We start from the raw sequence: 14,963 nt of genomic DNA on the forward strand, positions 1-14,963 counted from the left end.
ATCTATTCTTGCTTAGTTTTTACGTAAGAAATATTATCATTAGAAGGTTTTTCCATGCCTAAAGCTTTTAATATATCTTCATTAACTATGATATCTGTGTCATCCAATGTAGCTACAGGCATATCAGAAACTGATTCTCCATTTAAAATTTTAACTGCCATTTCACCTGTTTTGTAACCTAGTTTTTCATAGTTTATACCTTGACAAGCAAGAGCACCTTTTTCAACTGGACCAGATTCAGCTGCAATAACAGGAATTTTATTTTCAGTAGCTATTTTAGAAACTATAGGCATAGAAGAAGCTACTAAGTTATCTGTAGGAACATATAAGACATCTATTTTACCAACTAAACTAGAAATTCCTTGATTGACTTCATTTGAAGTAGTTACACCCTTTTCAACAACTTTAAAACCATTTTTAGATGCATATTCCTTTAAGGCATCAACTTGAACTTTAGAGTTAACCTCACTAGTATTGTACATAACTCCTATAGTTTTTGCCTTAGGAGCAAATATTTTAAGAAGTTCTAAGCCTTTATCTACAGAAACAAAATCTGATGTCCCAGAAACATTTCCACCTGGTTTTTCAAGTGTTTTAACTAATCCAGCAGCAACAGGGTCGCTTACAGCAGTCATAAGTATAGGTATATCTTTAGTGGCATTGAAAGCTGCTTGAGCTGATGGAGTAGATATAGCAAATATTAAATCTTTCTTGTCAGATGAAAATTTACTTGCAATACTTTGTGTAGTAGGCATATCATTTTGAGCATTTTGGAAGTCTATATCAATATTTTCTCCATCTTTAAATCCATTCTTTTCTAATGCTTTTACAAATCCTGCCTTAGTAGCATCTAATGCTGGATGTTCAACCAATTGAGTTATTCCAATTTTTTTAACTTCTTTATTTTTAGAAGCACTTTCTTGTTTTGAATTACCAGAATCTCCACCTTGTGAACATCCTGTAAGCATAGACACACTAAGTGCACCAGCTAAAACTAAACTTGCCAATCTTTTTTTATTAATCATTTTTATATCCCCCTCAAGAATTTTATTGTTATATATGTTCATATATTCATATGAATTATTGTAAAGTTAGCATAATTATTATATTTTTGAGCTTATTTTAGAAATAAACTAAACTTAAATTAATATAATAGATATATTTTAAACGGCATATTCGAATTTTTCTAAGATTTCCTCAACTGTTAATTGCTCTTTTTCTTTACCCTTTACATCTAATACAACTTCACCTTTATGAAGCATTATTAATCTATCTCCATATTGAAGAGCATGTTTTAAGTTGTGAGTTACCATAAGTGTAGTTATATTTTTTTCTCTTACAATCTTATTAGTCAACTCAATTACTTCGTTTGATGTTTTTGGGTCAAGTGCCGCTGTATGTTCATCAAGTAATAAGACAGAAGGATTTGTCAAGCATGACATAATTAGTGATAGTGATTGTCTTTGACCTCCTGATAAAAACTGTACTTGAACATCAAGATATTTTTTTAAATCAAGAGACACTCCTTCTAATAAATTTTCTAAGAAATCTCTTTTGTAACGAAGACATTTTCTTAGGTTTAATAATTTACCTTTATTAAGAGCTAAAGATAAGTTTTCTCTAACTGTCATAGAAGGACAAGTTCCAAGGCTTGGGTCTTGAAAAACTCGACTTACTATTTGAGTTCTTCTGTGTTCTGCTAGGTTAGACAAGTTGTGTTTATTTAACAATACTTGACCAGAAGATTCTTTTATAAGTCCAGATATTATGTTTAGTAAAGTAGACTTACCAGTTCCATTACTACCTATGATACTTACAAATTCACCATCTTCTATATCAATTGATAAATTTTCAAATATAGTATTAGGTTGACCGTATGGATTAGGGAAACTTTTTGAAAGATTTTTAATTTGTAACATCTATAACACCTCTTTTTTCTGATTTATTTTTGGTACTAGCTTTGTGGTTGTTTTTTTTTAGTGAAATATTTAAGTTACCAGTAGCTAAGAAAGCAATTATAACTATTGCAGTTATAAGTTTTAAGTCGGTTGATAACATTCCTAAACTCATTGCAAAGTATATAGTGAATTGGTATATAAAAGAGCCAACGATTATTGCAGTAGTATCTTTAATAAAAGTGAATTTTTTAAATAAAGTAATACCAATTATTATAGATGCAATTCCAAGAACCAAAGTTCCTATACCCATATTTACATCTGAGAATCCTAAGAACTGAGCCATAAGGCTACCAGATAAAGCTATAAGTCCATTTGAAATCATAAGTCCTAGTATCTTTATAGAGCCGATATTTATACCCAAAGATTTAATCATTTGAGAGTTATCACCAACACCTTTTAAAGTGTATCCAAGACCTGTTTTTAAGAATAAGTCTAAGAAGACTTTACAAATAAAAACGAATACTAAGGCTAAAACTATAGGAGATACCTCTCCATTGAATAAGTGCTTGAAACTAAATAGAGGGATGTTTGATTTTCCCATTATTCTTAAATTGATAGAGTATAGCATTCCCATAACTAAAATACCAGAAAGTAAGTTGGAAATCTTAAACTTAATGTGAAGAATTCCAGTAACAAGACCAGCAGTGCAACCACATAAGATAGCCATTAGTGTTGCCATTACAGGGGAAATACCATTAGTAAGAGAAAATGCTACGATAGAAGCACCCATTGTGTAACTACCATCAGCAGACATATCTGGAAAATCTAAGATTTTGTAAGTTATATAAACCCCCAATGCCATAATCGATAAAATTAAACTTTGCGTCATTACAGATATAATACCTGACATAAATAAAACACTCCTTTGAAAATATTTTTATAATTTTAATTATTTGCTAATTTTGTGTATAAAAAAACCACATAGTATACAAAACTATGTGGTGAAAAACACGAATAAGCCACATAGTTTAATCTATGTGGCTCTTATATAGTTAAATGAAAACTCTATAAACAATATAGCCAACATAGATACAATCCCAAAATTTTACTAGTCTTAAGGGGCCTGTATCTATGTTAAAACGTAGGTACAAACCCTAAAAATAGTGGCTATAATAATAATAATATTTTTTATTGTTTAATAAAGTATTCATAATTATCTCTCCCTTTTAATATTTTAATTAGTCAGAAAATTATATGTATTCTCGACTTGTTATAAATTATAAATTATACAATAATAAAAGTCAACTGCTAAATTTAATTAAAATACTAAATAATGTATACTTATATAACTTTCAAATTAATGTGATATTTGGAAAAAACGTTATCCTAATGTTTTGTTGACATGGAAAAATTGTGAAAATATTTACTAAATATAGAGTCTATATGCACATAAATTCATACTATTTTATAAAAAAAAGCTGTCTAAAGAATATTAAAATCCTTTTGGACAGCTCAAGTTGTGATTAGAAAGTTATATAACTTTCATAATCAGTCGTCAGTATAGACGACTTTTATGGAAAATGAATAACTTTATATGCAATATTTGAATTGCTGAAATAAGCACAATTTTCAAAGGGTTAGGGTGGATAAGAGTACTTATTATATAAAGTTTTCATATTACCTACTTTGTTAAATTTAATAAGTATTATTCTGCAGATTTTGTATTTTCATCTGACTTTATATACTTTATATTATCGGCTGATAACTTTTGCATGTCAAGTGCTTTTAGTGTATCTTCATTAATTATTATTTCAGTTTCATCTAACATAGTAACTGGGATATCTCCAATAGATTTCCCTTCTAATACTTCAATAGCAAGTTCTCCAGCCTTATATCCTAGCTTTTCATAGTCTATTCCACAACAAGCTAAAGCACCAGAAGATACAGAACCTTCTTCAGAAGCTATTATAGGAATTTTGTTCTCATTAGCAACTTTAGCAACTATTGGCATAGAAGAAACTATTAAATTGTCAGTAGGAACATATAAGACATCTATCTTACCAACTAAGCTAGAAATAGCTTGATTAACTTCACTTGAAGAGCTGATTCCTTTTTCAACAACTTCATAATTATTTTTCTTAGCGTAATCATGTAGAGAATCAACTTGGATTTTTGAATTAACTTCACTAGTATTGTATATAACACCTATTCTTTTTGCTTTTGGAGTTAATGTTTTAACTAATTCCAATGTTTTATCAATAGAAAGGTAGTCTGATGTACCAGAAACATTCCCGCCTGGCTTTTCAATAGATTTAACAAGTCCAGCTTCTATAGGGTCTGTAACAGCAGTCATAATTATAGGTATATCTTTAGTAGCATTATAAGCTGCCTGAGCAGATGGAGTAGATATAGCATATATCAAATCTTTTTTATCAGATACGAATTTACTTGCAATACTTTGTGTAGTAGGCATATCGTTTTGTGCATTTTGGAAGTCTATTTTTATATTATCTCCATCCTTATAGCCTTTGTCTTCAAGTGCTTTTATGAATCCTTTTTTTGCTTTATCTAGAGATGGATGTTCTACTAATTGAGTTATACCTATATTTTTTTGTTTTTTGTTATCTGCTTTATCCTTTTCGTTTGAAGTACTAGAGCCATCATTTTGAGAACAACCAGTAAGCATTGATACACCAAGTACTCCTGCTATAATTAAACTTAATATTTTTTTACTTTTTATCATTTTATTTTCCTCCCTCAAATTTAATAATTATATTTGTTCATATATTCATATAAAAGATTATAAGTATACTTGATTAAGACTAAGTTTTTTATTTTTTAAACTGCATATTCGAATTTTTCTAAGATTTCTTCAACTGTTAATTGTTCTTTTTCCTTATCTCTTACATCTAAAACAACTTCGCCTTTATGAAGCATTATCAATCTATCACCATATTGAAGAGCATGCTTTAAGTTGTGAGTTACCATAAGTGTAGTTATATTTTTTTCTCTTACTATCTTGTCTGTTAGCCCTATAACTTCATTTGATGTTTTAGGGTCAAGTGCTGCTGTATGTTCATCTAACAGAAGAACTTTAGGATTTGCTAGACTAGACATAATTAATGATAGTGACTGTCTTTGACCTCCTGAAAGATATTGTACTTTGATATCTAAATATTTTTTTAAGTCTAAAGAAATTCCTTCAAGTAAGTGTTCTAAGTCATTCGTTTTATGACGAAGACACTTTCTTAGGTTTAATAATTTACCTTTATTAAGAGCTAAAGATAAGTTTTCTCTAACTGTCATAGAAGGACAAGTTCCAAGGCTTGGGTCTTGAAAAACTCTACTTACTATCTGAGTCCTTTTGTATTCTGCTAAATTTGTTATAGCAGTATTATCTAAAGTAATTTCTCCAGAAGATTCTTTTATAAGTCCAGATATTATGTTTAGTAAAGTAGACTTACCAGTCCCATTACTACCTATGATACTTACAAATTCACCATCTTCTATATCAATTGATAAATTTTCAAATATAGTATTAGGTTGACCATACGGATTAGGGAAACTTTTTGAAAGATTTTTAATTTGTAACATCTATAACACCTCTTTTTTCTGATTTATTTTTGGTACTAGCTTTGTGGTTGTTTTTTTTTAGTGAAATATTTAAGTTACCAGTAGCTAAGAAAGCAATTATAACTATTGCAGTTATAAGTTTTAAGTCGGTTGATAACATTCCTAAACTCATTGCAAAGTATATAGTGAATTGGTATATAAAAGAGCCAACGATTATTGCAGTAGTATCTTTAATAAAAGTGAATTTCTTAAATAAAGTAATACCAATTATTATAGATGCAATTCCAAGAACCAAAGTTCCTATACCCATATTTACATCTGAGAATCCTAAGAACTGAGCCATAAGGCTACCAGATAAAGCTATAAGTCCATTTGAAATCATAAGTCCTAGTATCTTTATAGAGCCGATATTTATACCCAAAGATTTAATCATTTGAGAGTTATCACCAACACCTTTTAAAGTGTATCCAAGACCTGTTTTTAAGAATAAGTCTAAGAAGACTTTACAAATAAAAACGAATACTAAGGCTAAAACTATAGGAGATATTTCTCCGTTGAATAAGTGCTTGAAACTGAATAGAGGGATGTTTGATTTTCCCATTATTCTTAAATTGATAGAGTATAGCATTCCCATAACTAAAATACCAGAAAGTAAGTTAGAAATCTTAAACTTAATGTGAAGAATTCCAGTAACAAGACCAGCAGTGCAACCACATAAGATAGCCATTAGTGTTGCCATTACAGGGGAAATACCATTAGTAAGAGAAAATGCTACGATAGAAGCACCCATTGTGTAACTACCATCAGCAGACATATCTGGAAAATCTAAGATTTTGTAAGTTATATAAACCCCCAGTGCCATAATCGATAAAATTAAACTTTGCGTCATTACAGATATAATACCTGACATAAATAAAACACCCCTTTGAAAATATTTTTTAAATAATTTTTTAAATTTAATTTTAAAATTGAATTTTAATATAAAAAAACCACACAGTATATATAACTGTATGGCAAAAACACGAATGAGCCACACAGTATAATCCATGTGGCTCTATATTATGATGATAAAATAAAAACTTTAACAACAATTACTATAGCCAACACAGATACAATCCTTAAAAATCATAATCCTAAGGGGTTTGTATCTATGTCATGACAATTTGTCTTAACTTAGCTACAAACCCTAACTAAATTGGCTATTAAAAAATCGTACTTGTTTGTTTAATAAAGTCTTCATGTTTATCTCTCCTTTTAATTTAATAATTTTGAAAATTTTGTTTTCTATTTTGTATAGTAATTAGTTTAATACAGTAAAAAATAAAAGTCAACTATAAATTTAAGAAAATCATTAAATTATCAGAAAATTTGATTTAAATAAAAAAAATTTTATGTGTGGAATATAGCAATATTCTTAATTATTATTTTCTAAATAAAAATAAAAAATATTTGGATGATTAGTTCAAATAGGCTTTAAACCAACATAATAACTCAAATTATGTGATATAATAAAATTAAATAATTATTTTAATTCAAAATTTTTTGTTATTTTAGATTACTTTAAAATTTTAGTTTTAGTAATTTTATTATGATATTAAAAAGACTTCAATAGATATTTATCTGTGAATATTTAGGAAGTCTTTAACTTTATAGGAGTGATGATTTATGCTGATAGGTACATCTGATTTAAGTAAAAATGTTGATGCTGCATGTGTGACAGAGTTGGGAATCCCAATGATTGTATTAATGGAAAATGCCGTGATATCTGCAATGAAAAATATGGATATAGATATATATAATAGCTATGTGGTTGTATGTGGTGTTGGTAATAATGGTGGAGATGGTCTTGGGATAGCAAGACATTTAAATACAAAAGGAAAAGATGTAGAAGTATTTTTAATAGGAAATCTTGAAAAGTTAAGTGAATGCTCTAAAATAAACTACAATATACTTTTAAATATGGGTATTAATATTATAAATATTAATAAAAGTGATTTAATTGAAAAAGATGATGAAAATATAAATAAAAATAAAGTTGATAAAATTATTAAGAATGAAAAGGAAAATATTATAAAAAATAAAAATTTAACAATGCTTAAAGAAGCAATATCTAAAAGTGATGTTGTAGTAGATGCTATATTTGGGACTGGATTAAAAAGAGATATAACTGGTATTTTTAAAGAAGTAATCGACATGGTAAATGATAATAGTAAAAAGACATATTCTATAGATGTTCCATCTGGTATAAATAGTGATAAAGGAAATGTGTTAGGAACTTGTATTAAAGCAAATAAGACAATTAGTTTTGAGTTTTATAAAAGAGGTTTTTTAAACTATGACACTAGTTCACTTATAGGTAATGTAATTGTAGAAAAAATAGGTGTTCCAGATTTTATTACAAAAAAATACCATGAAGACGAGTTCATAACTGATGAGAATTTTGTGAAAAATAATATTAGAATAAGAGATGTACATGGTTTTAAAAGTGATTTTGGAAAAGTATCTATAGTTGCAGGTTCAAAAGGATTTTATGGTGCAAGTTTTATAGCAACTGAATCTGCTGTTAAGAGTGGAAGTGGACTTGTAACATTGATTAGTGAAGAAGATGTACAAAACAAGGCATCTATTAGGCTTACAGAAGCAATGACTGTAAATTTTGAAGAAGAAAGATTGAATAAAATATTAAGTTCTAGTAATGCAATTGGTTTTGGTCCAGGAATGGGAGATAATCATCAGACATTTGATAAATTGCTCAAAACAGTGGAAGGTTCTAATTGTCCAATTGTATTAGATGCTGACGGATTAAATGTTATGAAAGATAGATGTTATAGATTTTTAGAGTGGGAAAATAAATTCGTGATTACACCTCATCTGGGAGAAATGGCCAGGTTGACAGGAGACTCAATTGGGTATATAAGAGAACATAGGGTAGATGTAGCAAAAGAATTTGCTCAAAAATATAATGTAGTTGTACTTTTAAAAGGTTATCAAACTGTCATAACAGATGGCAAAAAAACATATATAAATCCTACAGGAAACAGTTGTATGGCAACTGGAGGAATGGGAGACTGTCTTCTTGGCATGATTACTTCATTTATAGGTCAAGGTGTGGATGTATTTGAAGCTACAGTCATGGGAGCGTATATACATGGTTATATAGGAGATAAATTAAGCAAGAAAATGTATACAGTAACTGCAACGGATTTAATAAGTAACATTTCGTTAACAATGAAGGAGTTTTTGCTTATCTAGTGAATGATATTTGATACTACTTTGTAACAACTTTAACAAAGTATGTTGATATAATACTATTAAATTAATTTAAAATTAATTTATTTTATTCGTTTATGGTTTAAATTTACATTTAAAAGCATTGTATAAACATAATATTTATATAGGGTTCTATAATTCATATGAAAAGAGGGAAGATAGTATGAAATTAATATGGTTGATAGTAGCAATCTTATTTGGAATAGCAGAAATGTTGACACCAAGTTTAACTCTGATATGGTTTAGTGTAGGAGCTGTAGTACTTATATTTTTAAGTAGCTTTGTAGAGAGTATATTCTTACAAATTCTAATTTTTGCAGTAATCTCTATAACTATGTTGGTTGTAGCTACTAAAAAAATAGTAAAGAAAGATAAAGGTTATAAGTCTAACACTAATTTACAAGCGATGATGTCTAAAAAAGGTGTTGTTACAGAAGAGATTTCTCCAAATAGCACAGGTTTAGTTGTAGTTGAACATGAAACATGGACTGCTATTTCTATAGATGGTGAAAAGATAGAAAAAGATTCTACAGTAGAAGTATTGAAAATAGAAGGGGTAAAACTAGTTGTTAAAAAAGTAAACTCTACAACTAGTGTGACAAATCAATAGAATAAAGGAGGATTTATAGTATGGGTATTAAAATTGTTTTAAGTATTGTATTAATAGTAGTAGTTGTAGCAATAAGTTTAACTTGTATAAGAGTTATAAAACAATCTAAAGTAGGTATAATAATGAGACTTGGAAAGTTTCAGAAAGTAGCTGATACAGGTGTACATTTCTTAATACCATTTTTAGATCAGATGGCATATGTAATTGATTTGAGAGAAATTGTAATAGATTTCCCACCTCAACCAGTTATAACTAAGGATAATGTAACTATGCAGATTGATACAGTTGTATATTATAAAGTTACAGACCCAGTTAGATATGTGTTTGAAATAGCAAATCCAATAGCTGCTATTGAAAACTTAACAGCTACAACATTAAGAAATATAATTGGTGAACTTGATTTAGATGAAACATTAACATCAAGAGATATAATAAATGTAAAAATGAGAACTATCCTAGATGAAGCAACAGATAAATGGGGAATAAAAGTAAATAGAGTAGAGTTAAAGAATATAATGCCTCCTCATGATATTCAAGTTGCGATGGAAAAACAAATGAGAGCAGAAAGAGAAAGAAGAGAAGCGATACTTCAAGCAGAAGGTAACAAATCAGCTGCGATATTACAAGCAGAAGGAGAAAAACAATCTGCTATACTAACAGCAGAAGCTAGAAAAGAAGCTATGGTACGTGTAGCAGAAGGAGAAAAAGAATCTGCTATCTTGGTTGCAGAAGGTGAAGCTGAAGCTATAAGACAAACAGCTATTGCTAAAGCACAAGGTGAAGCTGAAATGATAAAAAGAACTCAAGTTGCAACAGCAGAAGGTTTAAAATTAGTATTTTCAGCAATGAAAGAGTCTGATATTGACAATAATATTTTAGCATTAAAATCTATGGAAGCACTTGAAAAAATGGCTGAAGGTAAGTCAACAAAACTAGTTTTACCTTCAGAAGCAGTTAACTTCTTAGGAACATTTAAAGGAATAAAAGAAGTTATGAGTGATGATAACAAAGATATGTTAGATGTAAAAGAAGTTTTAGATAATAATGATTCATTAAAAAAATAAAAGAGTTTTGTTATCACAGGAAGGAAATGGAAATTAAAGGTCGAATTAATTAAATATAGTATAAAAATGCACGTTGAAAAGAAGAAGACTTATAGCTTTTTAAGTCTTCTTCTTTGTTTTTATTTAAAAAATAATATTATAAAAATAAATTAACAGAATTTTTATACAATTTATTCTTTACTAATATAAAAAGTGTTATATAATAATATATAAAACATGTAGGTAATGAGAATGATTTTAATTAATCTATTTATATCATTAGCACACATAATTATAAAAATAGCAACATTACTATTAATAAAACTAATAACCTAATTGTAACTTTATAATTTACTGTTTAGATGATGTCAAAAAAGTGTTAATGAAAAAAAGGTTAACTATTGATTATTTAAAATTTTTTAGATAATTATTTAACAAATTTATAATTATATTTTATTATCATGCATTTAATAAATAAAAAAATAAGTATATCTATTATGGTATAAAATATTCATAAAAAATGTTTCTTATATTTGTTAAATAAAATTTGTATTATTTTTTAACTGAGAATTGAATATTAATAAATACTATGGTGTTTATGGAAAATAATGTATACGTCAACAAGTATATTATGGGGTATACATTATATCAATTGTATAGTTGATATTATTTTATTTTTATTAAAGTATCATTTGAGCAAAATTTATACACAACATTTATTGACTGATAGAGTTTATAAAAGTAAAAATGCAATTATAAATATTAATTACTAGATGAGGGGAGTGTCATTAAATGAAAAAAGAGATGTTAGCTATGATTTTGGCAGGAGGGCAAGGTTCAAGGCTAGGCGTTTTTACAAAAAGAATTGCCAAACCAGCAGTGTCATTTGGAGGCAAGTATAGAATTATCGATTTTGTGTTAAGTAATTGTTCAAACTCTGGTATCGATACAGTCGGTGTTTTAACTCAATATAGACCGTTGATATTAAATTCACATATAGGTATGGGAAGTCATTGGGATTTGGACAGAATAAATGGTGGTGTATATGTTTTGCAACCATTTATGAATGAAAAAGAAGGTAATTGGTATAATGGTACAGCACATGCAATATATCAAAATATGGATTTTGTAGATACTTATAATCCAGAATATGTATTAATACTATCAGGTGACCATATATATAAAATGGATTATAGTAAGATGTTAAAATTTCATAAAGAAAAAGGCTCTAAAGCCACAATAGCAGTAATTGAAGTCCCTTGGGATGAGGCTTCTAGATTTGGAATAATGAATACAAATGAAGATTCAAGTATCTATGAATTTGAAGAAAAACCAAGTGAACCAAAGAGTAATTTAGCATCTATGGGAGTATACATATTTGATTGGAAGATGTTGAGAAGTTATTTTAAAGAAGCAGAAAAAAATTCAGAAGTAAATTATGATGATTTTGGAAAGAATTTAATACCTAAAATGTTAGAAGATAATGTTGGAATGTATGCTTATCCATTTAAAGGTTATTGGAGAGATGTAGGAACTATACAAAGTTTATGGGATGCTAATATGGATATAATAAAATCTCCAGAAACTCTTGATTTAGCAGACCCTAAATGGAAAATATATACAAATACTATGGCAATGCCTCCACAATATATAGGTAAAAATGCAAATGTTCATAGATCAATGATAGCAGATGGTTGTAGGATTTTAGGTGAAGTTGGTAATTCTGTATTATCACATGGAGTTGTTGTTGGTAAAGGAAGTAAGGTAATTGATTCAGTAATAATGCCAAATGTTGTAATAGGTGAAAATGTAACTATAGAAAAAGCTATGATAGGTGAGTGTGCAACAATAAATGATAATGTCCAGATAAAAAATGTAAATAATGAAATAAATGTAGTTTCTGAATACGAAAATATTGAACCTAGATGCGTATTAATAGAAGGAGGTCTTTAAGATGAGAAATGAATGTTTAGGCATAATAAATTTAAACAAAAAAGGAGACCCAGCAATAAACAAGCTTAACTATGGAAGGCCAATAGCATCTACGCCAGTAGCTGGAAGATATAGAATAATAGATTTTGCTTTATCTAATATGATAAATTCAGGAATCACTAAAGTTGGAATATTCGCAAAGGAAAAATACAGATCATTGACAGACCATATAGGCAGTGGAAAAGATTGGGATTTAAGTAGAAAAAAAGGTGGCTTATCAATTTTTAGTCCAGAAAATACTAAGTATAGAAATACTTATTCACATAGAGAAGGTGATATATACACTATCTTAGCTAATCTAGATTATATAGAAAAGAGTGAAGAAGAATATATTTTAATAGCACCTAGTTATATGCTATGCAACTTGGATTATTCTAAAGCATTGGAGTATCATAAAAAATCTCATAATGATATAACTATAATATATAAAAATGTAAATAATGCAAATAAAGATTTTGCTGGTAATTTAACTTTGAATTTGGATAGTAACAATAGAGTAATAAATGTTGGAAATAATTTAGGTAAATTCCCTAGAGCTAATATATGTATGGAAACTTATATTATGAAACGTGAAGATTTTGTAGAGTGTATATATAATATTGTAAATAAAGGCAATTATTGTTATCTAGAAGAATTCATTATTGAAGAAGCAGAAAATATGAAAGTAGGAGCTTATGAGTATACAGGATATCTGAAATGTGTAAATTCTGTCGAATCTTATTTTGAAATGAGTAAAGATTTATTAAATTTAGAAATTGCTGATGAATTATTATATTCTGAAAGAAAGATATTTACAAAAGAAAAGAATGAATCGCCTACAATTTATACAGATAGTGCCAAGGTAGAAAATAGCTTTATAGCATCAGGTTGTCTAATTGAAGGTACTGTAAAAGATAGTATCATATTTAGAAAGGTCAATGTTGAAAAAGGAACAGTTATAGAGAACTCAATAGTAATGCAAAATTGTGTAATAAAATCAAATGCAAAATTATATAATGCAATATTAGATAAAAATACAAATATATCAAATGGAAAAGAATTAAGAGGAGATGAAAAATATCCTCTTGTAGTAGAAAAGAATACAAACATATAAATATATTTTTTAGAAGGGGGAATGACTAGTGAAGGTTTTTTATGTAACAGCAGAGTGTTGGCCCTTTGCAAAAACTGGAGGATTAGGGGATGTATCTTATGCATTACCTAAAGAATTAAAAAAAGAAGGCGTAGATGTAAGGGTTATAATGCCTAAATATTCAACTATACCAAGTTATTTAAAAGATCAACTAAAAGAGATAGCTGTGTTTAGTGTACGTGTTGGATGGAGAAATCAATATTGTGGACTTTTAGAAATGGAATTGGATGGAGTCAAATTTTACTTTATAGATAATGAATTTTATTTTAGAAGAGAAGACGAAAGAAAGAGTATATATGGATATGGAGATGATGCAGAAAGGTATACTTTCTTTACAGATGCTGTTTTAGAAGCTATAAGTAGAATTGATTTTTATCCAGATGTAATACATATAAATGATTGGCATACAGGAATGTTACCATTGATTTTAAAAGAGAGATATGCAACCCTTGAGGGGTATAAAAATATAAAAACTATGTATACTATACATAATCTGCAATATCAAGGTGTGTTTGATAAATTTGTTTTAGATGATATATTGGACTTACCTCAAAAATACTTTGATAATGGGGATATAGAATATTATGGCTCAATAAATTTTATGAAAGCTGGAATAAATTTTGCAGATAAAATTATAACTGTTAGTCCTACTTATGCAAATGAAATACAAACATCATTTTATGGTGAACAATTGGATGGTTTGCTTAGAAAAGAATCAGGAAAATTAAAAGGAATATTAAATGGTATAGACTATGACTTAAATGACCCTGCAAAAGATGAAGATATATTTGTTCATTATGATGTAGAGTCTATTGATAAGAAGATAGAAAATAAATTGAGACTACAAGACCTTTTAGGGTTGAAAAAAGATTCATCTATTCCATTAATAGGGATAGTTTCAAGATTAGTTTCTCAAAAAGGATTTGATTTAATAGCGTATATGATGCCTGAACTTATGAGAGAAGATTTACAAATTGTTGTTTTAGGAACAGGAGAACATCAATATCAATCAATGTTCAATTATTATGATTCTAATTTTTCTGATAAAGTATCAGCTAGAATTACTTTTAATACATCGTTGGCTCAACAGATATATGCTGCAAGTGATATATTCTTAATGCCATCATTATTTGAGCCTTGTGGTATAGGACAAATGTTAGCTATGAGATATGGTTCTTTGCCAATAGTTAGAGAGACTGGAGGGCTTAAGGATACTGTAATGCCTTACAATAAATTTACTGGTGAAGGCAATGGATTTAGTTTTAAAAATTACAATGCTCATGAGATGTTTTTCTGTTTGAAAAATGCAATCAAAGTATTTAAAGATAAAGAAGAATGGACTAAATTAGTTGAAAATGCAATGAAAACAGATAATAGTTGGAAAAAATCAGCTAAGGAGTATATAGAAACATATAGAGACATATGTGATTAAAGGAGTGGTTTTT

At 28.3% G+C, this 14,963-nt stretch carries 12 protein-coding genes; 6 read left to right on the plus strand and 6 right to left on the minus strand.

All coding sequences use genetic code 11. The features are described from left to right. Positions 1-2: 2 nt before the first annotated feature. The 6 genes from ACTG46_RS04775 to ACTG46_RS04800 form a co-directional block, all read right to left on the minus strand. On the minus strand, positions 3-1,025 hold the full coding sequence (locus ACTG46_RS04775) for a CD0873 family tyrosine ABC transporter substrate-binding lipoprotein (RefSeq protein WP_231301033.1): 1,023 nt from the start codon (positions 1,023-1,025) through the stop codon (positions 3-5). 138 nt (positions 1,026-1,163) lie between these two features. Further along, complete coding sequence (locus ACTG46_RS04780; RefSeq protein WP_021383597.1) at positions 1,164-1,919, minus strand: ABC transporter ATP-binding protein; 756 nt, start codon at positions 1,917-1,919, stop codon at positions 1,164-1,166. Next, the gene (locus tag ACTG46_RS04785) at positions 1,906-2,808 is read right to left on the minus strand and encodes an ABC transporter permease (protein ID WP_075050854.1); all 903 of its coding nucleotides are present in this window, start codon (positions 2,806-2,808) and stop codon (positions 1,906-1,908) included. Before ACTG46_RS04785 ends, ACTG46_RS04780 begins: the two co-directional genes overlap by 14 nt. Positions 2,809-3,603: 795 nt before the next feature. Further along, the gene (locus ACTG46_RS04790; RefSeq protein WP_054269497.1) at positions 3,604-4,641 is read right to left on the minus strand and encodes an ABC transporter substrate-binding protein; all 1,038 of its coding nucleotides are present in this window, start codon (positions 4,639-4,641) and stop codon (positions 3,604-3,606) included. A gap of 95 nt (positions 4,642-4,736) precedes the next feature. Beyond that, entirely contained in the window at positions 4,737-5,492 is a 756-nt protein-coding gene (locus tag ACTG46_RS04795; protein WP_054269498.1) for an ABC transporter ATP-binding protein, read from the minus strand. After that, complete coding sequence (locus tag ACTG46_RS04800; RefSeq protein WP_074178288.1) at positions 5,479-6,381, minus strand: ABC transporter permease; 903 nt, start codon at positions 6,379-6,381, stop codon at positions 5,479-5,481. Before ACTG46_RS04800 ends, ACTG46_RS04795 begins: the two co-directional genes overlap by 14 nt. Positions 6,382-7,136: 755 nt before the next feature. Here ACTG46_RS04800 and ACTG46_RS04805 point away from each other — a divergent pair. From ACTG46_RS04805 to glgA, 6 genes are all read left to right on the plus strand, one after another. Beyond that, positions 7,137-8,723 (plus strand): NAD(P)H-hydrate dehydratase, encoded by a 1,587-nt coding sequence (locus ACTG46_RS04805; protein ID WP_479923697.1) that lies wholly within the window; start codon positions 7,137-7,139, stop codon positions 8,721-8,723. Between the two features lie 181 nt (positions 8,724-8,904). Beyond that, complete coding sequence (locus ACTG46_RS04810) at positions 8,905-9,351, plus strand: NfeD family protein (RefSeq protein ID WP_054269500.1); 447 nt, start codon at positions 8,905-8,907, stop codon at positions 9,349-9,351. Positions 9,352-9,371: 20 nt separating this feature from the next. Then, positions 9,372-10,415 carry an SPFH domain-containing protein gene (locus ACTG46_RS04815; protein ID WP_054269501.1) on the plus strand — a complete coding sequence of 348 codons (1,044 nt, stop codon included), beginning with the start codon at positions 9,372-9,374 and terminating at the stop codon, positions 10,413-10,415. Positions 10,416-11,186: 771 nt separating this feature from the next. Next, a complete protein-coding gene (locus tag ACTG46_RS04820; RefSeq protein ID WP_054269502.1) occupies positions 11,187-12,347 on the plus strand; it encodes a glucose-1-phosphate adenylyltransferase in 1,161 nt (386 codons plus the stop codon). 1 nt (position 12,348) lies between these two features. Next, positions 12,349-13,479, plus strand: a complete 1,131-nt coding sequence (gene glgD, locus ACTG46_RS04825) for a glucose-1-phosphate adenylyltransferase subunit GlgD (RefSeq protein WP_054269503.1) — start codon at positions 12,349-12,351, stop codon at positions 13,477-13,479. Positions 13,480-13,507: 28 nt separating this feature from the next. Then, entirely contained in the window at positions 13,508-14,950 is a 1,443-nt protein-coding gene (glgA, locus tag ACTG46_RS04830; protein WP_074178286.1) for a glycogen synthase GlgA, read from the plus strand. Positions 14,951-14,963 lie beyond the last annotated feature (13 nt).

Source organism: Clostridioides sp. LIBA-7678 (assembly GCF_056716065.1).